Source organism: Alicyclobacillus sp. SO9 (assembly GCF_016406125.1).
Classification (GTDB): domain Bacteria; phylum Bacillota; class Bacilli; order Alicyclobacillales; family Alicyclobacillaceae; genus SO9.
Genome location: NZ_CP066339.1, coordinates 4,803,839 through 4,823,654 on the forward strand (window position 1 = coordinate 4,803,839; position 19,816 = coordinate 4,823,654).

Sequence of the window (19,816 nt, forward strand, 5' to 3'; positions counted from 1 at the left end):
GGTGTCAAAGCCAGCAAACATCAAGAACCGGATATTTCATCCAATTCCGTATAGAGGTGCAACACGCGGCTCGACAACGCACACGTCAACTCGTAAGAAATGGTACCTGCGCTCTGCGCCAGCTTGTGTACAGACACACAAGGCTCAGCATTGTTAGCGATACGGTGCTTTTGAAATGAATGCAGCAGAAATTTCTGTTGCTCTTCTTCTGTAAGACCGTCAATTTGGGCAAATTCCCACTCATCGGGAGCACTCTTACCATATATAGTAACACAATCTCCCGGTTTCACGTTGTCAATGTCCGTGGTGTCTATCATCAACTGATCCATACATACATTACCCACAACCGGCGCTTTTTTTGCATGAACCAATACATAACCTTGGTTTGAGAGATGCCTGCTGTACCCATCAGCGTAGCCAATAGGAACTGTGGCAATCCGAGTTGGACGCTTTGCCTTAAACGTTCCTCCGTAGCCAACCGTTTCACCTGCCGGAATCTCTGCAACGCGGGAAACGAAAGTATACAGATGCAAAGCTTGTTGCAAGTCTATCGGACATTCAAAATCATCGCTTGGCGGATACCCGTAGGCACTAATGCCGAGACGCACCATATCGTAGTGCCACTCTGGCACGCGCAAAGTTGCCGCGCTGTTCGCTGCATGCACAAGTTCAGGCTGGATTCCGTGTCTTCGAAAATTGTCCAAATGCGCTTCAAACCGTTCAACTTGATGCTGTGCATGATGAAGGTCGCGTGCATCAGCACAGGCAAAATGCGTAAACACGCCTGTGAGGTGAATATCAGAGCGATTTGAAAGCCATTGTGCGGCTGCTAGAGATTCCTCTTCTGACACAAAACCCAGCCTTGACATCCCGCTGTCAATTTTTAGATGAACCCGCAAAGGGCGTGAAAACGGGGGAACATCATAGCCGGACCAGTTATCTGTGACGGTAACATCAATTTCATTTTCAGCCGCCACTCGTGCGGCCACATGTGAAACACTTCCCAAAACCAAAATTCGTATGGGTGAAGATGCGCTGTTGAACAGGGGGTGGTTGCGAAGTTCTAGCGCCTCTTCCAGTGTGGCAACGCCAAGATAGTCTGCTCCCCCGGCCAGGGCGGCTTTGGCAGCCTGTATCATGCCGTGACCATAACCGTCTGCCTTAACCGCAACCAGCATCTTCACCGAGTGATGAAGGCGACTGACGACAGCCCTGACATTTTCTCTAATGGCATTTTCATCAATAATGGCAAACGTACCTCTATACATTGCTCCCGTCCCTTCAAGCACACTTTCTATTGTAATAGACGTAGTGACAAATCACCATGACGTGTCTCTAGGAAAATCTAGGGTTGTCGAACAGAAAAAGCAAAAACCATCCGCAGCTATGCGGATGGTCCACGTTTATCGGCATTATATATGTAGACCTGACGCAGGAGTATAAGAAACAAGATTTGCACAGCCAAGATGATTGCGGTCACCATCCACGATAGAACACTTAGTCCGGCTCCGATAAGACCCATACTGCCAGCTAATATGGGGCCAATCCTCAGTGTGTTTTTTCTGCTCATCCAGCCGTTTGCTTGACCGTCAAGACACCAGTGCGTTGTCATTTTTTCAGGCAAAAAAGACTCGTATCGTCTGGACAACCATACCTGCAACAATACGAAAAGAACCAACGACAATACTGATGCAATGAGAGAGCCCACAGCAATTCTAAAGCTTGTTAAACGGGTAGAAGCCGTGCTTGAGAGACTCGGTACCATCGCCCCTACGTGATTTGCCAGTGTCTTGACATTGGGAGATGAGATGAGGGCAAGTTTCCCGTCTTGGGACAGAGCCAACCAGGGATGAGTTCCTTCATGAAAGACGATAGCCGATTTCCCATTGTTTAGCCTGAACAGCCCTGTTTGAAATTGACCAATGCTGGTTCCGTTAAGGCGCATTGCCAATCCGTAGGAACCGGAAGGCGACACCCACGCTCCCGTAGTTTTCGACAAAGGCAACTCAACCGTTTGGGGCCGGGTCTTCACAATGAGGGTCGTTCCCGAAAGACGCCAGCCCGTATGTAGTGATGCAAATAGAATCCAGAAGGAAATGCCGACAGGTATGAGACCAACAAAAATCAGGATTGGTCCGGCGTTAAACCGGTTCGACTGGCTTCGACTGCGACGCCACATCACGATACCAAGGACTATGGGGAGGAGACTTACGAGAAGCATAATCCAAACACCTGCATTGAGCTTCAGAGCTTGAAAGAAGGAAAGTTCATAGGACATGGCGCTCCCTCTCTTCACAATATCTAGGACGATACAGCCTCGAACAGAGGTGTCAATTTAAACGTACTGGATTCCCAGGTAAAGTCAAGGTTGCCAGGGTGCTTGAGCGCTATTTGTTACATTTCAGACGTAAAAAAGCTGCTCTGCTCAGGAGCAGAACAGCCGCGTCAACCAATGATTCATAGTGCAGTTCTATTAGAAGTGTTATTTCCCAACTGTCCCAAGTGTTGTGATCGCAATATGCTTCATCTGGTCCATCGACAGCTTGTCGCTTGTCAGCGCAAATTCAACACCATTGTGAATCCACATGAGCTGATGCGCCTGTTCCGTCCCGTTATAAATCGCCGGAACCCCAAACATGTCGACCAATTCCCCTCCGGCAATACCGGCAACACCTGGTGTTGGCCGAAACTCTGACAATGTAAAAGCGTGTTGCCCTGTATAACGCAGCAGGTAATCGTCTGTGCTCACTTCCTGCATGTCGGAAAGCTTGTCACCCAGTCCTGTTATGGTCGGCTCAAGGTATCCGAACGGTTGCGACATGCTTGCCAGAGTGGTCTTTGCACCGCTGCCCTCGGCAATTTTCTGCGGGTTAAAATCTGCCGTCTGGAACTTTGCAGGGCTTTCAAATTTCTTGAAATCAATTGTTACAACCGCTTGGTTCTCGGCATCATAGAGCACCACTTTTTTGGGATTCAGTGTTTTTGCATCTAGCTGAACGTGCTCTTTGGTAACTACGTCGTTAGCAGGTGACACGGGCATGTCGAACTGATAAAGTCCGTTTTTCTTCTTAACAGTCACCTTGTCGCCACTGGACAACTGTTGAAGAATCTGGGTATACAGATAGATGTGTCCCTGATTCTGTGCCCAGTTTCCGTTAAACCGAAATACCTTTTGGAGTGACGGACTCACAATGAACATACCATTCTTGTTTTTGACAATGACTTGGTTGATTTTGTCCGGTGATTCTCCTAATGAGATGCGATATACATCCGGACTCTCATACCAAGTTTCAATGTAGTAGGTTTGCGAACTGTGATCCATCTGAACGGTCATGGTTGCTGTCGTCTTATAATTTTGTTTGGTCATGGCCTGTACATGGGACTGTAATTTGGGTTTCATGCTCTGGCTTGAAGGGGCACCGCAACCCGATACGAGACCAATAACAATGCCTGTTGCAACCAACCATCCGCCAATTTTTCGCATCATCCACCTCGCCTTTCTTCGACAAACATGTCAATCTTGCTGCCGTACCTGATTGAGACTGTCGAAATGAAGGCATATTGCGCGGGAAATACTTTCGACAACATCTGACGCCATAACGCTGGTAGATGAAAACTGAGACCCCGCCAGTTCACCGGCACATCCGTGCAGCCAAGCCCCGACGGCTGCAGCCTCACGAGGATGCAACCCCTGCGCCAAAAGACCTCCAATTACGCCTGCCAAAACATCCCCTGTCCCAGCCGTGGCCAAAGCCTCGTTTCCTGAAGAGTTAACCAACAGCGGGGCGTCCGGAGACGCAATTAGAGTGTGATAGCCCTTCAGCACCACGACTGCACCCGTTTTTTCAGCCAGTGTAACAGCAGCCTGTGCGCGGTGACTTTGAACCTCTTGCGTTGTCCAGCCAAGCAGTCTGGCGCATTCTTTGGGATGAGGTGTTAAGACGCAGTTGCGTCCAATTAATTCACCGTGCACTGCTGGGACCAGCCCGTCCGCGTCAATGACAGCGGGCTTATCCCAATTCTTTAGAACCCTCATCCACTGCGCTGCTTTCTGACCCAGCCCTGGTCCGACCACAATGCTCTGACAGTCTGAAAAAGCATCCGTATCAGGACCCCTGCGCAGAACGAATTCAAGTGGTGCCTGCATAGGTTCTTCAGAGGATGCCATCACAATCAAGCCTGATCCGCTTCTCGCTGCTCCTAAGCCTGCAAGAATCGGTGCTCCTTTCATTTCCCCGACAGCAATCCCTGTTTTCCCGAACGTTCCCTTGTGGGAATCTCGTTTTCGCAGCGGCCACCGTCCCCCAACTGCTTGTCGAACCCAGTGCAAGTCAACGTATTCTGCCAGCCCTGACGCAGTTGGAATATCGATGCCAATGTCGACCACATGAACTGTTCCGGAAAAATAGCAGCCAGGTGCAACTGCCGTCCCAAGTTTCTGCGCAGCAATACACACGGTCTCATCCGCCTCCACCGCAAGGCCCGGGACCTCACCCGTACTGGCGTTTACACCTGTGGGTACATCCACAGCCACTACTTTTCCGGCTCTCTCGTTCAGACTCTGCACCATGTCCTGCAACAAGCCCTCTAGGGGACGAGTTGTTCCTGTCCCAAGGAGCGCATCTACGTACATATCCGCTTCCGGAATCTGCGCCGCAGATGTTACCTCTGCAAAGGTTACGCCGGCCGCATGCGCCATCTCATACGCTGTCCGTGCATCACCGGACAGGTCGTTGGTACTCGCTGCTGAAATAACCTGGACAGATACACCAAGCCTGTGAAGCAAACGAGCGGCTATCCAGCCGTCTCCGCCGTTATTCCCCTTCCCGCACAGGACACAGACATGGGTTGGATCAGATTTTCGTACAGTGTCAGCCACTGCCTTTCCCGCATGCTCCATTAAGACAATTCCGGGTACGCATCCTGAAGTAATTGTTTGTTCGTCGAACTGTCGCATTTCCTTACTAGTTACGAGAATCACTCGTGTACCCTCCCCGAGGATTGGTATACTTATATTCCGCTCGTCCCATCAATATGTGCGTGTCCAGGGGAATGCTCGTCAATCTTTGTCCCAAATCCTTGTCAGGTCGTGGTTTCGCAAATTCGACAATTTATTGAGAGAACCTGATGGACAGCCCTACATCGTGTTGTACTTTTAGAACTTTTCCCAAATCGCAAAAGCGACAGCAGAAGTATCGCTGTGTGAAATCGACACATGCCAGGAATCACCGCTGTATTCCACACTGTCTGCGTCCAACCACTCAATCTCCAGCCCATTTTGGCCCAGCATAATGCTAATTTGTTGTGGATGCAGCGAGCCAAGGCCCAGTCCGAGCGCTTTTCCCATTGCCTCTTTGGCAGCAAAACGGCCGGCCAGAAACTCTGCTCGTCTGCGTTTGCTCAATGTTTCCCAGTAACCCAATTCAGGCCCCGACAGCAGACGTTTGGGGAATCTCGTCGGCAATCTGGTCAACGCATCCTGAATTCGTTGAATTTCGACAATATCTGTTCCAATTCCGGCAATCATTCCTGCACCTTCTTCCATCCCATTTGATACAATAGCGGCGGTATTGTCGACATCCTTTAAGACAGACCTGTCAACTGAGGAGGCATCATTTTGATAAAACAGTTTTGGCAGACAATGACTGCACTGGCTGTGCTCGTCACCGCCGTATCCGGTCTATCTCTTATGTATCTCGGATTGAGTAATATGTCATTAACACCGGCTACCAGTTACTCGGAATGGACCAACCTGCCGGTCACATTCCCTTCAATCTGGAATATCCTGCGTCCTGCCGCCAGTGCAGGATGGTTGGTAACCATTGTTGTCCTCGTCCTTCAAATACTTTTAACGGGTGGTTTTTACGGGACACTTATTCGCACAAACACTGGACAAGCGGCGTCAGTCAACACGTTCATGTCAGACGCCCTCCGTTCCTTCGGACGATTGCTCACTTGGAACATCCTCTGGGCCGCCATTTTTCTGTTAATTGCTGCAGTTGCACGAAGCCTGCCACAAGCTGCGCTGCTCTTAACGATTCTGGCCATCATTGTTCGATTCGTCTTTTTGTTCGCGGAAACAGCGCTTGTTGGCGAAGGCCGTGTGCCCATGGCCAATGCTCTTCGAACGGCAGCTGTAACACTGTTAGGACGAATGATGCAAATGATCCCGTTTGGCGTAATCGTCATCGTGTTGTCCGGCCTTGCCGAGAAACTGTTTGCATCGTTTCCACTTCTGAGAATCCCAACAGTTCTTGCGTACGCACTCGCCATGACATGGATTCTACACATGATTGTAGCGCGTTATATTTATTACTCAAACTACCAGTCAAGTCCAATCTCCAGAGATTGACTTAAAAGCAACTACTGAGGTAGTGCAACTCATACTGACACAAGAGATTGGCGCAGTGAGCAACGGCACCCGTCTCTTGCTTTCTCATCCCCCGGTTACAGAGTAAGCATCGCGTACTCAGGGCGCATACCAGCTAACGGGTTGAACGGTCATGTGCCCGTCAAACTGCGAAATACGGCGGACCTCTTGTAGAGCCTCATTTACAACACTGCGGTTTCCAACAGCAGTCACTATCAATGGCACTTCATTCCGTTTCCAAAACCAACCAGTCTTTTTGGAACTGCGCGCCATACCAAAGCCTTCTACCGCACGTGTCACAGAGACCCAGACCGCCCCCTTGCTACGCATGGCTTCTACAATGCGCTGATACACGGGGAGTCCATCACTCTGTCTCGATTCCATGACATAAACCTCCACTTTCAACCCCTCGCTAAAGTCTGGATAAAGCTCTGAGTAAGTCCACGGTACACCATCAACGGATTCTTGGGCAGAGAAAACGTCTTTCAACTCATCGCCTTTATGCACAATCATTACCCCTCTCCCTCTCAACAAACCTGTTGTATTCCTGATAAACGACCACATGTCGGAAAAATCACCGGAAAAGAGGAGCGAAAGAGCCAATTCATTTGAACCTATTTCGCTGTCCTTATGGCGTAGAAAATCTCCTCGGTAACATCCAAACGAGTGCATACAAGTCACCCCAGTCAGCGAGTACTGGTGCATCAGTTCCACAAGGTTGGCATAAAGCAACCTGCCTCCGACAGCCTCGGCTCCATTACGCAAGCCGCAAATTGCGTTTACCTTAAATGCGTCCGCTGACACTGGCATATTCGTCAGCCTCCTGGTTGCGTTTAGTGCAACCTATGCCGTGATATGGCACAATAGTGCATGTATCCAACTTAGCTGGGAAAGGTCGGGAGGATATATCCATGTTGTGGGGAAAAATACTGATTTGTGTCATTGTGGCAACAATCATTACGATAGGCATTCAACTTCGTCCAGGCGCACAAAGACCCCTGTCCCTTTGGAAGCAGAGTGCCATATTTGTTATGGGGTTGATAGTTGGAGTTGTGATGTTGAGTACACGGTCATTGTATCTGGCGGGACACTAGTAAGTACGTTACAGTCAAGTAAGTAACTTACAGTCATTCATATCTGCGGTTGTAATCTAAACTGTTTGAACCGAGATTTTGAATCATTCGGCGCTGAGTTGTGTTCTTCTCACTATCCGGCTTAACCCATTTGCTGCAATGCGGACAAACCCAGCAAGTATTATGAAAATCTTCAGTCCCAAAAGCCATGGTTTTACAATGGGGACAGATTGCAAAATGCACCATAAATCCCCCCTAAAAGGAACCCGTTTTCTTCACTTACTTAATTTAACTACTTTTGGAAGTCAGGTGCATCGGTCTTAAGACCGATCTTTTGGTTTTTTTCCTCCTCCGCGGATGTCATGTAAGCATAATAACGTTTGTGACAATCTGTAGTACACTGGAACTAGTAAATGTGTCTCAGTTACGATAAAGGGAGGAATTTCATGATTGAGTCCCGCCAAGGGTCAATTCCAATTGACCGTTACATGCATATCCGCTCAGCCTATGGACCGTCTTTCTCTCACGACGGTAAACGCATTTATTTTCTCTCCAACATCACAGGCATTCCACAAGTCTGGAAACTCGATCGCAATGCGCCGTGGCCTGAACAAATCAGCTTTTTTCCAGACCGAGTGATGGCCATGGAACCGTCCCCAAAAAGCGACAGCGCCATCGTCATGGCTGACGTCGGCGGGAGTGAACGAGCGCAACTGTTTCTGCTCGAAAATAACGGCCTGAGCACGAAAGACTTGAGTGAAGACCCTGAACACATCTATGAATTCGGTGCTTGGGATGAATCCGGATTACAGTTTTCCTACTCCACAAATAAACGCAACGGTAAAGACTTTGACGTGTACATATGCAACATTAAAACAGGTCAGCATGTCGCTGTTCACGAAAGCAACTATACAAATCATGCCGGAGCTTTCTCAACGGACGGTAAAAAACTGGTCTTTAGTAGACACAGGTCCAACATGGACAACGACCTGTTCCTTCTTGATATCGAAACTGGAAATAGCAAGTGTCTAACGCCTCATGAGAGTACTTCAGTTTACCACTCTGCTCATTTCAGCCGTGACGGCGGCAGTTTGTACTTGTTGACGAACCACGAGTCTGAATTCACAAGAGTTGCCAAGTTGAATTTAGAGACACTCAAGTGGACCTTCCTGACAGAGGATAAGTGGGATGCAGAGCTGCTTTGTCTCTCCAAGGATGGACAGTTTCTGGCATTTGCCTTTAACGTGGAGGGATCTTCGCAACTTGCGCTGTTGCCGACCCAATCGGCAAAACCTGCGTTGGAGACAAACCTGCCTAAATTGCCCGCTGGCGTCATTGCCGAAATGACATGGAGTCCCGCTGAGAATATCATCGCCATGACTATTAGCAGTCCGTTGTTTGCAACAGAAGTCTGGGTGGTCAATGTGACTCAGGGGCAGGTGTTCCGGATGACACATGCATCTGTCTCAGGAGTTCCAAAAGAAACATTTGTTGAACCCGAACTCATTCACTATGCGACCTTCGACGATAAATCCATACCTGCTTTTTTGTACCGACCAAAAGATGCCAACGGTCCGCTTCCCAGTGTCATCTACGTCCATGGCGGGCCGGAATCACAGAGCAGAAACAGCTTTAACCCTGTCATCCAATACTTTGTCAACCAAGGATTTGCTGTCCTGGTTCCTAACGTCCGCGGCAGTTCAGGATATGGCAGAACCTATGTGCATCTGGATGATGTTCGTCTACGCATGGACTCCGTGGCAGATCTGGCCGCGGCAGCCAAATGGTTGTCAGATTCCAAAACAGCCCCTGAACATAAAATCGCGGTGATGGGCGGAAGCTACGGCGGTTTTATGGTCCTTGCTGCACTGACGCATTATCCAAAACTGTGGGCCGCTGGAGTAGATATTGTGGGAATCTCCAATCTGCGCACTTTCATTGAGAACACCAGCCCGTACCGAAGACACCTGCGCGAGTCTGAATACGGAACAATTGAAGATGACGGTGAGTTTTTCGACAAGATATCCCCAATTCACCACATTGATAAAGTCTCTGCGCCACTGATTGTCTTACACGGCGCAAATGACCCGCGCGTACCCATTGCGGAAGCCGAACAAATGGTAGCAGAATTGAGGAAACGCGGTTTGCCAGTGAAATACTTGCGTTATGAAGACGAAGGGCACGGCTTGGTAAAACTGCAGAATCGCATACACGGCTACGGAGAAATTGCCCGGTTTTTGAATGAAAGACTGTAATGGAGTAGAGTAAGAATTGGTTACGCCTTAACTGATTCGGTTTTGAAGATTGGGAGGAACTGCACTTGATAGAAATACGAAGTCGCCATGAAATCAACATAATGCGGGAAGCTGGACTGGTTATCGCAGAATGCCACCAGTCGCTTAAGGACTTCATAAAACCTGGTATTACCACAATGCAGATTGACGAGTTTGTCGAAGACTTTATTCGAAAGCACAAAATGGAGCCTGCTCAAAAGGGCTATAAGGGGTATCCTTATGCCTCCTGCACCTCCGTGAACGACGTGATTTGTCATGGATTTCCGGGATCGCAGAGGTTGAAAGACGGAGACATTATTACGGTTGACATGGTTACATTGCACAAGGGGCTTCATGCTGACTCTGCATGGAGCTACGCCGTTGGTGAAATCAGCGACACGGCAAGGAAACTGATGGACGTCACAGAGACGGCTTTGTATAAGGGCATTGAAGTCTCCGTGGCGGGAAATCGAATTTCTGACATTGGGCATGCCATTCAAACCTATGTTGAAGGAGAAGGATTTTCTGTAGTTCGAGATTTCATCGGACACGGCGTTGGGCGGAAAATGCATGAAAGCCCTGAAGTCCCCCATTTTGGTCCTCCCCATAAGGGACCCAAAATTAAAAAGGGAATGACCTTTACTATTGAACCCATGGTTAATACAGGGACTTATAACGTGAGTGTCGACGATGACGGATGGACAGCAAGAACTGCTGATGGAGGGCTTAGCATCCAATACGAACACACGCTTGTAGTAACGGACAACGGCCCGGAAATACTAACGAAGCTGTAGATGATAAACCTCAACTCAACAAAGGGGCAACTCAGCGGAATCCCCCTGAGTTGCCCCTTGCTGATTCTAAAAGCGGATGTCAGCTTACTTAAATATGAACACCGAAAATGAGTGTTCCAAGCTCACCAAGGCCATACGATACCGCACCAACCATAATTCCAACCAAAGTCATTTCCAAACCGCTGACCAACCAGCCGCGAACGGTGATGATACTCTTCAGAGCACCAACAACGAAGTGAGCGACAATACTGACCGCGGCCGCTGTGACCATAGCCACCCAGCCATGCAGGAAAAAGAACGGGAGAAGCGGAACGATGGCGCCGACAAATGTCGATGCACTCCCAAACAGGGCTGAGCTCCAGGGATTGGATTTGCTGGCTTCGTGAATACCCAATTCCTCTTGAGCCATTGTGTTAAGAAAGTTCTCCTGGTCTTTGGAGACTTGGGTAGCAATCCGATTTGATTCCTCGGGCGACAGACCCTTCAGTTCATACAGCAGTTTCAACTCTTCTACTTCATGCTCTGGGTCTTCCTGTATTTCTCGCCGCTCATGACTGAGCTCGCTCTCGAGAATCTCATTCTCTGACTTTGCTGCCAACCACGCACCAGCACCCATAGAAAGCGTGCTGGCCAAGGCCCCAAAGAAACCAGATATGAGAATGGTTTGGTCGTTGTGGGCAAAACCGGCAACACCGGCTATGATTCCAAAAATAGCCCCAAGACCATCGTTTACGCCGTAGATTGCGTCTCCAACCCAGCCGCCGCTTTCTCGCTTATGCCACCGCTCTTTTCCCCACAAGCTGTTCAGCCGACGCTTTACCTGTTTAGTCTCAGGTTGCAGCATATCATCTAGCGACCCGTGTTTCTTTTCATCCTCGTTGATTTCATCAATGATACGGACAACTGCTTCGTCATCCATCACATTGCGCAGTGATTGGTACCAATTCATGTTGTTTGTCTCAACAGCTTCAATTCTCTCGAAAACTTGACCTTGAGACAGGTCTTTGATGTTAACTTCAGGAGGCTCTAGGGAGGTCAGATCCACACCCAACTCACTCAGTTTATCCTCCCACATCTTCACATGTTTGTTCTCCAAATCCGCTAACTGTTGGAAGATGTTACTCCGCCTATCATCGCTCTCCGAGTCTGCAGACAGCTGATACAAACGGGCAGCTTCCATTTCTTTTCGCCAATTTTCAATTAAAGTCTTTTTTAGGTACTCCGGATTGTTGCTATTCACGTGTGTCTCCCCTCCTTGGACTCTCTGTGACAGGATTGTTACACATACTGTTAATCATGCCCTGTCGTGTTACGATAGACAAAATAGTGACAGGGGGCTGGTCCGGGTGCCTTCTCCGCAAAGTAAGAGAATATACGAACCCCCGGATGTCTTTGACGGAAAGCGCGTCTTGGTTGACAGATTGTGGCCGCGAGGACTTCGGAAGGATAGCGCTCAAATTGATGTGTGGTTGAAAGAAGTTGCGCCGAGTCCAGATTTAAGAAAGTGGTTCGGACATGAACCAGAGCGTTTTGATATGTTCCAAAATTTATACATAGAGGAACTGAACAGCGGCACTAAACAACAGTCAGCCGTTGCCCAGCTGATAAATTGGTGTCTTGCTGAACAGGTTACGTTACTCTATGCAGCAAAGGATGAGACTCACAATCACGCAAAGATTCTACGTGATTTTGTCGACGCCAGACTCAAGTAATGGAAGTACACCTCTCCCGTCTGGCTGTTTCGAATGCAAACGCGTCTCACCTGCAAATTATCTTATCAACCTGAGTAATCGTAGTCGGCCATGAACTCTTCAAACAGCCGCACTACCTCGTCGTGCTCTGGAAACCGCGCCATTTCTTTCTTTGAAAATACTGGAGTCCCCTCGACAGAAACTTCAAATGCGCCATCTGATGACGGAATTAAAGCTACCTCTGACAATTCAGGATGGTGTTTTGACAAAACCTCCACCGCTGTTCTGGAGGCAATAGGAATATATCCGCAACTGGTGCAGTATTCAATCGTCATGCGAAATTTTTTTAATTCCACCCAAAATCCTCCCTGTCAAAGGTCCTCCCTGACCTAATGTACATAATAACAAACTATGCGTTCTTCACAATAATAGAATCCAGTAAATCTGCGACATCCTCACACCTGTCCGTTACACCCTCAAGAATCTCATAAATTTCCTTGAGTTTAATCACTGTGAGCGGGTCATGCTCGTCCCGAAACAGTTCTCTTAAGGATTCAAATAAAAGCTGGTCTCCAACTTTTTCGAGTTGATTCAATTGTGCCGTATGCGCTCTCAATTCAACTAAATTTTGTGTCTGTAAATTTGCTATGGACTGAGTGATTTCATTGACACTGTTATTGATGTTTTCAGCGAACTCATACATGACTGGTGTCGCATCTTTGACATTATAGACGTCAAACCTCACTGTCACGGCTTCCAGCCCGTCCACAATATCGTCTAGGCGGACAGCTAACGTCAGATAATCCTCCCTGTCCAGAGGTGTAATATACGTCGCATCCAACAGAGACATGAGATTTCTCGTTAATTCATCCCCAGTGCGCTCCAAGTTTCTCATTTTGGCAGTAAGGGCCTCTGGATCTGATAAATGATTCAGTCCATCTGTAAAAGCTGCTGCCGCTGATTCAATATTCTCTGAGATTTGTACGAGGTACTCAAATAATCGATGGCTTCTTTTCGGCAAAGTGGACCCCCCTGCGTAGACAGCACCTACGCGCAAACTTTTCTGTTTTTTATGCAGAATCTTGTCTATAGACAAGCATATCATTAGCTCTTTGAGGATACCATTTTGTCGTTTCCTGTCATATAGAAAAATACAGAAACATTAATGACACTTTTATCCTGCGACATCCGCTTGAGTCATTTGTAAAGGCTGCAAGTGCACAGAGGGCAAAGCAGAATTATTTTAAAGTCTCGCACAGCCCATTAAAGCCTGTCCCGGGGCAGATTCAGGAGAACGGTCCACCCCTTTTAGCGCATATTCCATAGAATACTTTATGACCCGCAGAAAGGAGGTCATCGACGTGAGGAAACATGTGAAACAGCAAAACAACAGACGAGGGAACAGGGGACAATCAAACACACAAGGCAAAGCCCGGACAATTAAACCAACCAACAGGGCTAAACCAGCCTTGCGTAATGGAAAGGATATAGATGCCGAAGAGAGTTTTCTTCCGTTACTCATGATGCTGGGCGGTCTGTGGGGAGCGAACCGACAACGGAAGGGCAACGGTGGCGGTGCCGGTACTCGAGGTGGATTTGGTGGATTCGGCATGCCTGGAGGCTTCGGTGGTATGGGTAGCGGCAACGCAGGAAGCAATGCAAACAATGGCCAGTCTGCGGGACCGGGTTTCCCGTTCAGCGGCGGATTCCCATTCGGAGGGGGCTCCCCATTCGGAGGCTTTGGCGGCTCAGACAACGCTGGAAATCCTGGAAATGGTGCTGACGGTGGCACAGGCCAGGGTTCCGGAGGCTTTGGTGGATTTCCAGGGATGGGAAACATTCCAGGGATGGGAAACATGCAGGATATCGCGAAAAACTGGCCAGGATGGGGAGGCGGCATGCCCGGAGGCAAAAATGGAGGTATGGGCGGATTCCCATTCGGAGGCGGATTCCCCTTTGGCAATCAGGGTCAAGGAGGCCAACAGTCGAGCGGAGGAAACTGGCCATTCTGGTTTTAAGACCACTAACATGGAAATGTACTAAGTGAAAGGCACCGATTGAAAGGTACTGCATGTACGCGTAAAGCTGAACTGTGAAGAGGAAGAGCACAGGTCATTCCGGATTTCCCTCCATATCAACCGTACACTCACAAAAAGGGCGCCGACCAGCCATCGGCGTCCTTTTATAAGTTGTATCTTACTCCCCATGTCTGAACAACCCCTGGTTTGTGGAAAAACTCTCTAGCTCTGAGCAGCAGCAAGCTTAATTCACCGGAGTGGTTGTACATGTGGTTGTATAACCTGGTACCAAAAGGAAGAACAGCACAAAGATAATAAGAAACACAACAGCCCACCGGGTATAACCGCCAAAGGCACCGTACATCAGTACCAACCTCCCTATTGTTCTTCTTACACAACCAACAAATGCAAGTAGACAGTGAAACGTTTGGACATTTGTCCCCGTCTCCGTGGAGCACTTCTCACCCGCCATCAAGAAGCCAGGCGAAATCTCTGCTAAAATAACCATGTAAAGATTCTAGGTGCGAATCCGCAGTGCGAGAGGTGACATGATGAAAATAATGGTTGTTGGACCAGGTCGAGTAGGAACCGCACTGGCTGTGGCCATGCAACAGGCCGGGCATGACATTGTGGGAGCACTGAGTCGGCGTACAACTGGATTGCAGGCCGATTTGTTCAAACAGCTCACAAGCGCGCCAGTATACCAGTTTCCCAGTACCGACGTGAAACCTACCACCGACCTTCAACTCATCGCACCTCCTCGCATGGGTGTTCCTGATGTCTTTCTTCTAACCGTTCCAGACAAAGCTGTGACTCAAACAGCACAGACCCTGGCTGGGGCAGGTTACTTTGATAACGTTGAGGTCATCATAGCTCACTGTGCGGGTTCAATGTCCGCAAAAGCCTTGTCCCCCGCAAATCAACCTGGTGTAAGGCGCCTTTGTTGGCACCCCTTGCAATCCATAGCGGACCCCCGAATGTCGCCCGCATGCTTTGAAGGCGTTACCTTTACGCTTGATGGTGACAAAGAGGCTGTAGCAGCAGCGAAAAAATGGGTCACAGGTCTGAAGGGGCTTCCTGTTGAGATAGCGGGTGAGGACAGAACCAGATACCACGCCGCAGCCGTATTGGCCGCAAATGCCATGACAGCTTTGGCAGCGACGGCGGCGTCTGTGTCTGGACTCGAGCACGGCATGACAGCTCTTCTTCCACTGATGCGCGGTGCAGTAGGCAATATTGAACGTTTCGGATTACCAGATGCACTCACCGGACCTGTGGAGCGAGGAGATGTGGAAACCGTAGAGGCACACCTAAAATCTTTGCAAGACAACCCCACCGCTTTCGACGTATACCGGGTATTGGGTAAAGCAACACTTGACATTGCCCGACAGAAAGGCTCACTCACGGAACAGCAACTATCGGCCTTTTTGACTTTGTTTTCGCCCGGAAAGTGAAACAGGTGGCACGTCAACTACTTGGGGGGTATGTTTGAAATGGAGAAATCTATCACCGTTACAACACTTCGGAAAATGAAACAGGACAAGCAGAAAATTGCAATGATGACTGCCTACGACTTTCCAACAGCACAGTTGTTGGAAGAGGCCGGTGTCCCTGTGCTTTTAGTGGGCGATTCACTGGGAATGGTCGTTCAGGGACACAGCACTACGCTTCCCGTTACACTTGAGGATATGATTTATCACACGCGCATGGTCAGCCGAGGTGTGCGGCGGTCGCTCATCGTTGCAGACCTGCCTTTTATGTCCTACCAAATAACAAAGGAACAGGCAATGGAAAGTGCCAGCAAGTTAATGAAGGAAGCCGGGGCACATGCGGTAAAACTGGAAGGCGGCAAAGAGCAAGCCGAAACCGTACGTGCACTTGTACATGCCGGAATACCGGTCATGGCACATCTGGGTCTTACCCCCCAATCCGTTCATGCAATGGGGGGATTTTCGGTACAGGGAAGGAATCTGCAACAGGCAAAAACGATTTTCGAAGATGCAAAAGCCCTTGAGGCAGCTGGAGCATTTGCACTGGTTCTGGAAATGGTCCCCGCCGAGTTGGCACAAACTCTAACAGAGAGACTTTCCATTCCAACCATCGGCATCGGTGCAGGGCCGGGCTGTGATGGTCAGGTTCTTGTTTTTCACGATATGACAGGGTATACATCCGGCTATATTCCGAAACATAATAAACGCTTTGCTAATATCGCGGACACAATTCGCTCCGCGGCTGCACAGTACGTTCAGGAAGTGACAGAAGGACAGTTTCCTGGAGAAGAACAGACACCCAGGCTAAAGCCCGATGAATTAGCCCGGTGGAATGAATACTTGCAGACAGATAAGGATGACAGTCCGACATGAAAACTTCAACGGATAAGCAAAGACTTGACACAACGGAAACCAGCGAAGCAGGCCTTCTCACGACAATTACAAGTATTGCTGGAGTACGAGAGTTTGTTCGTTCTGCCAGACGAGATGGGAAGATGATTGCACTTGTGCCGACCATGGGCTATCTGCACGAAGGGCATGCGGCGCTGGTAGACGCGGCTAGACGCGATAACGATATCGTCATTGCAAGCCTGTTCGTTAATCCATTGCAGTTTGGTCCCAACGAGGACTACGATGCGTATCCGCGAGACGAAGTGCGGGACAAAAAACTCCTGACGGAACACGGTTGCAACTTGTTGTTTGCACCGTCAGTCAAGGAGATGTATCCCGAACCAATGGCGACAACTGTTGAGTTGCCTGAATTGGCTCGGGTGCTCTGCGGAAAGTCCCGGCCAACACACTTTGCCGGAGTAACCACAGTAGTAAGCAAACTGTTTCACATCGTCCAACCGGACAATGCCTATTTTGGCCAAAAAGACGGGCAACAAGCTGCAATCATTCGAAAGATGGTGCGAGACTTAAATATACCAGTGAGTGTTATCTCCGTGCCGACTGTCAGAGAGGCCGATGGTTTAGCAAAGAGTTCCCGCAACGCTTACCTGACAGACGAACAGCGTATGCATGCACCGGTGTTATACCGCGCACTCACGGCAGCCCGCCAGCTTTTAGAGCAGGGCGAGCGAGATACCCGGAGACTCAAAGACACAATGCAGCACATCATTGCTAAAGAACCAGAGGTCAACCTTGATTATGCTGAGGTTGTAAGGCTTTCCAATCTTCAGTCGATAGGACATGCAGAAGGTGAAATAATGCTGGCCGTTGCTGCGTATGTCGGGAAGGCACGCCTGATTGACAACTTCCAGCTAAATGTTGGAAGCAATGATGTCACAAATCTGTACAAGTAGAAGATAAAGTAAAACAGGTGTTTTCCCGTTACTGAACCGGAAAACACCTGTTTTTAGACTGCTGTCAATACCCCAATTCCAGATTAACCTTGGTAGGCATTGGGTCCCCATTGCACCATGCATTGTAATTGTCGACAAAAACCTGCAGCGCTCTATCATAGTAGTTTTGAGAAACGCCTGCTGTGTGCGGAGAAATAATCACCTCATTCATGCCCCAGAGCGGATGCTGAGCCGGGAGCGGTTCCTGTGCAAAAACATCCAGTCCGGCTCCGGCAATTTCATGGGTTCTGAGGGCTTGAATCAATGCTTCTTCATCCACAACTTTCCCCCTGGCGTAGTTCAAGAAGACTGCGGAGGATTTCATTTCCCGAAATTGATTCCTGCCAAACAGGTGATACGTCTCATCTGTTAGAGGTGTCAGCAATAATACATAATCGCTCTTTGGCAGCATACCATCCAATTCTTCATGGCCAACAACTTCATCAAAATCGGGCATGTCCAACTGGTTCCGTTTAACGCCGATAACCTTCATTCCAAAGGCCTTGGCACGCTGCGCTACAGCTTTACCAATACTGCCAGCTCCGACAATACACAAGGTCTTTCCATGCAACTCCTGCAACAGTGGATAGTCTCGGGTCCATTCTTCATCCATCTGACTGCGCACGTTGTTATGTAGGTTCCGGCTAAACATGAGCATCATTCCCATGATTTGTTCTGACATGGGAATCCCATGGATACCGCTGCAATTGGTCAAAGTCACGCCCTGTTGACGAAACTGTGCAAGCGGAAGTGCATCCACACCTGCACTCAGCGAGTGATACCACTTTAGCTCGCTGTACTGTTGTACATGCTGAGCCGTAAACTTACGGGACGCGGGTCCTATCACAATGGGAACAGTCCCATACTTACGAGCCGCTTCATCAAGGTTTTCTTCATACGCCACAGGTTCCGGCAATTGTTGGTTTAACCAGTCAATGTGTCTGTCTGCTTCAGGAATTTTGCCTGCGATTAGAATCATTTGTGCAGCCTCCGCATCCTTGTTTTTACATTAGAGCCCTTCAAAACGACAGAATGGAGTCCTCATTCTTCCAGCGTGTCCGTGTATATCCGTATTCATGTTATCACAATTGACGCCTTCTTCTGCGTATTATCGACAGAAGGAAGCAGATGAGCAGAAAAGTAACTGCCAACAAAGATTTTTCTAAATTACCACTGCGAAATGTAGAAAGGATTGCTATACTGTGGGTATTGTGCGGCTGGACCTTCATTACTAGCCGTCTTTGTTGTGTTTGTATTCGCATAACCTATGCTGATGAACCCGTTTGGTTTTATCACAGGCTGAGCAAAGTAGGTGACAGGGTCGTGGAGAAGACTGACAAGGTAATTGAAAAGCCAACTTCATTAACGGAAATTCATGCACATGTGCTGTTTGATATAGACGATGGGCCCAGTTCACTAGAGCAGAGCCTAAATCTGTTATCTGTAATGAAAGCCCAAGGTGTGCAGCGTGTATTTTGTACGTCACACTACAAGAGTCCTCACTTTTCTGTGGAGAAAAAAACTATTGAGCAGCGCTTTGAAGCGTTGTCTGAAACCATTGATGAACTCCCGGGGAGCTACCCTATCTTAAAGCCCGCTGCCGAAGTGCGGCTCAGTCCAGAGTTGATTGACGATATACGCAGTGACGATGTCCCTACATTAGGAGAAACACCCTATGTACTCATTGAGTTTCCAGGAACGAACATACCAGAAGAAAGTCTGAATATGGTCCACGAGTTGAAAGTTCGGGGCTATAAACCTATTATGGCTCATCCTGAGCGAAATCTCGAAATCCAGCATGATCCACAGTTAGTTGACACGTTGGTCAGTATGGACATCAGCTTGCAATTAACAGCCGGTTGTTTGACGAAAAAGCAGGGGAAGCTGCACCCAGCCGATGCATTAGCCTGGGAAATCCTGAAACGGGGACGAGCGGCCGTGATTGCTTCCGATTCTCACGACACCAAATCTCGTCCGCCGACTTTAGCAGCAGCTTACGAGAATATTGCATCAGAACTTGGCAGCGAGACCGCCAACATGTTAAAAATGAATGCAAATTCAATTTGGCAGGGACAGCCAGTCGAATGCATACCAGCAATTGTTCCAAAGCGGTCGTTTCCAATACCGTTTCTCCGGAACAGGCGGGAAAAGCCATCGCGTCGATGAGACGGCACGGCACTGGGCAGCTTTAAGCTAAGCTGCCCAATGTCTCAGACAGACCAGTTTGGGCTCTATCCTGCACCACCAGCCTAGTGCTGAGCTC

20 protein-coding genes are annotated in these 19,816 nt (G+C 48.8%); 10 read left to right on the top strand and 10 right to left on the bottom strand.

All coding sequences use genetic code 11. The features are described 5' to 3' along the window. Window positions 1-20: 20 nt before the first annotated feature. The 5 genes from alr to acpS all read right to left on the bottom strand — a co-directional run bounded on the left by alr (window position 21) and on the right by acpS (window position 5,527). Complete coding sequence (gene alr / locus GI364_RS22425; protein WP_198851389.1) at window positions 21-1,268, bottom strand: alanine racemase; 1,248 nt, start codon at window positions 1,266-1,268, stop codon at window positions 21-23. A 116-nt stretch (window positions 1,269-1,384) separates the two neighbouring features. Further along, the gene (locus GI364_RS22430; protein ID WP_198851390.1) at window positions 1,385-2,278 is read right to left on the bottom strand and encodes a DUF1648 domain-containing protein; all 894 of its coding nucleotides are present in this window, start codon (window positions 2,276-2,278) and stop codon (window positions 1,385-1,387) included. 204 nt (window positions 2,279-2,482) lie between these two features. Then, complete coding sequence (locus tag GI364_RS22435; protein WP_198851391.1) at window positions 2,483-3,487, bottom strand: LolA family protein; 1,005 nt, start codon at window positions 3,485-3,487, stop codon at window positions 2,483-2,485. Between the two features lie 27 nt (window positions 3,488-3,514). Continuing rightward, complete coding sequence (locus tag GI364_RS22440) at window positions 3,515-4,981, bottom strand: NAD(P)H-hydrate dehydratase (protein ID WP_198851392.1); 1,467 nt, start codon at window positions 4,979-4,981, stop codon at window positions 3,515-3,517. Window positions 4,982-5,155: 174 nt separating this feature from the next. Next, the gene (acpS, locus tag GI364_RS22445) at window positions 5,156-5,527 is read right to left on the bottom strand and encodes a holo-ACP synthase (protein ID WP_198851393.1); all 372 of its coding nucleotides are present in this window, start codon (window positions 5,525-5,527) and stop codon (window positions 5,156-5,158) included. Between the two features lie 90 nt (window positions 5,528-5,617). On the opposite strand from acpS, the gene GI364_RS22450 reads away from it, so the two are divergent. Continuing rightward, a complete protein-coding gene (locus GI364_RS22450; RefSeq protein ID WP_198851394.1) occupies window positions 5,618-6,352 on the top strand; it encodes a hypothetical protein in 735 nt (244 codons plus the stop codon). Window positions 6,353-6,469: 117 nt separating this feature from the next. Here the strand turns inward: GI364_RS22450 and GI364_RS22455 are convergent, their stop codons facing one another. After that, window positions 6,470-7,180 carry a DUF190 domain-containing protein gene (locus GI364_RS22455; protein ID WP_198851395.1) on the bottom strand — a complete coding sequence of 237 codons (711 nt, stop codon included), beginning with the start codon at window positions 7,178-7,180 and terminating at the stop codon, window positions 6,470-6,472. 101 nt (window positions 7,181-7,281) lie between these two features. On the opposite strand from GI364_RS22455, the gene GI364_RS22460 reads away from it, so the two are divergent. The 3 genes from GI364_RS22460 to map all read left to right on the top strand — a co-directional run bounded on the left by GI364_RS22460 (window position 7,282) and on the right by map (window position 10,510). Continuing rightward, window positions 7,282-7,464: a hypothetical protein gene (locus tag GI364_RS22460; protein WP_198851396.1), complete on the top strand. Its 183-nt coding sequence runs from the start codon at window positions 7,282-7,284 to the stop codon at window positions 7,462-7,464. A 425-nt stretch (window positions 7,465-7,889) separates the two neighbouring features. Next, complete coding sequence (locus GI364_RS22465) at window positions 7,890-9,698, top strand: S9 family peptidase (protein WP_198851397.1); 1,809 nt, start codon at window positions 7,890-7,892, stop codon at window positions 9,696-9,698. Window positions 9,699-9,763: 65 nt separating this feature from the next. Continuing rightward, window positions 9,764-10,510, top strand: coding sequence for a type I methionyl aminopeptidase (map, locus tag GI364_RS22470; protein WP_198851398.1), 747 nt, complete (start codon window positions 9,764-9,766; stop codon window positions 10,508-10,510). A gap of 88 nt (window positions 10,511-10,598) precedes the next feature. Here map and GI364_RS22475 read toward each other — a convergent pair whose 3' ends face one another. Beyond that, on the bottom strand, window positions 10,599-11,750 hold the full coding sequence (locus GI364_RS22475) for a VIT1/CCC1 transporter family protein (RefSeq protein WP_198851399.1): 1,152 nt from the start codon (window positions 11,748-11,750) through the stop codon (window positions 10,599-10,601). Window positions 11,751-11,856: 106 nt separating this feature from the next. On the opposite strand from GI364_RS22475, the gene GI364_RS22480 reads away from it, so the two are divergent. Continuing rightward, on the top strand, window positions 11,857-12,222 hold the full coding sequence (locus GI364_RS22480; RefSeq protein ID WP_255524517.1) for a DUF488 domain-containing protein: 366 nt from the start codon (window positions 11,857-11,859) through the stop codon (window positions 12,220-12,222). Between the two features lie 65 nt (window positions 12,223-12,287). On the opposite strand, the gene GI364_RS22485 is transcribed toward GI364_RS22480, so the two are convergent. Both GI364_RS22485 and GI364_RS22490 read right to left on the bottom strand, forming a co-directional pair. After that, window positions 12,288-12,557 (bottom strand): Rdx family protein, encoded by a 270-nt coding sequence (locus GI364_RS22485; protein WP_198851400.1) that lies wholly within the window; start codon window positions 12,555-12,557, stop codon window positions 12,288-12,290. A gap of 53 nt (window positions 12,558-12,610) precedes the next feature. After that, the gene (locus GI364_RS22490; RefSeq protein WP_198851401.1) at window positions 12,611-13,222 is read right to left on the bottom strand and encodes a DUF47 domain-containing protein; all 612 of its coding nucleotides are present in this window, start codon (window positions 13,220-13,222) and stop codon (window positions 12,611-12,613) included. Window positions 13,223-13,562: 340 nt separating this feature from the next. Between GI364_RS22490 and GI364_RS22495 the strand changes: the two genes are divergently transcribed. The 4 genes from GI364_RS22495 to panC all read left to right on the top strand — a co-directional run bounded on the left by GI364_RS22495 (window position 13,563) and on the right by panC (window position 17,514). Next, entirely contained in the window at window positions 13,563-14,219 is a 657-nt protein-coding gene (locus GI364_RS22495) for a hypothetical protein (protein ID WP_198851402.1), read from the top strand. A gap of 548 nt (window positions 14,220-14,767) precedes the next feature. Then, window positions 14,768-15,673, top strand: coding sequence for a Rossmann-like and DUF2520 domain-containing protein (locus GI364_RS22500; RefSeq protein WP_198851403.1), 906 nt, complete (start codon window positions 14,768-14,770; stop codon window positions 15,671-15,673). 39 nt (window positions 15,674-15,712) lie between these two features. Then, a complete protein-coding gene (gene panB / locus GI364_RS22505) occupies window positions 15,713-16,582 on the top strand; it encodes a 3-methyl-2-oxobutanoate hydroxymethyltransferase (RefSeq protein ID WP_198851404.1) in 870 nt (289 codons plus the stop codon). Beyond that, entirely contained in the window at window positions 16,579-17,514 is a 936-nt protein-coding gene (panC, locus tag GI364_RS22510; RefSeq protein ID WP_198851405.1) for a pantoate--beta-alanine ligase, read from the top strand. Before panB ends, panC begins: the two co-directional genes overlap by 4 nt. 64 nt (window positions 17,515-17,578) lie before the next feature. Here panC and GI364_RS22515 read toward each other — a convergent pair whose 3' ends face one another. Then, window positions 17,579-18,532: a D-2-hydroxyacid dehydrogenase gene (locus tag GI364_RS22515; protein WP_198851406.1), complete on the bottom strand. Its 954-nt coding sequence runs from the start codon at window positions 18,530-18,532 to the stop codon at window positions 17,579-17,581. A gap of 149 nt (window positions 18,533-18,681) precedes the next feature. Here GI364_RS22515 and GI364_RS22520 point away from each other — a divergent pair, with 149 nt between their 5' ends. Next, window positions 18,682-19,719 carry a tyrosine-protein phosphatase gene (locus tag GI364_RS22520; RefSeq protein WP_198851407.1) on the top strand — a complete coding sequence of 346 codons (1,038 nt, stop codon included), beginning with the start codon at window positions 18,682-18,684 and terminating at the stop codon, window positions 19,717-19,719. The last annotated feature ends 97 nt before the right edge of the window (window positions 19,720-19,816 follow it).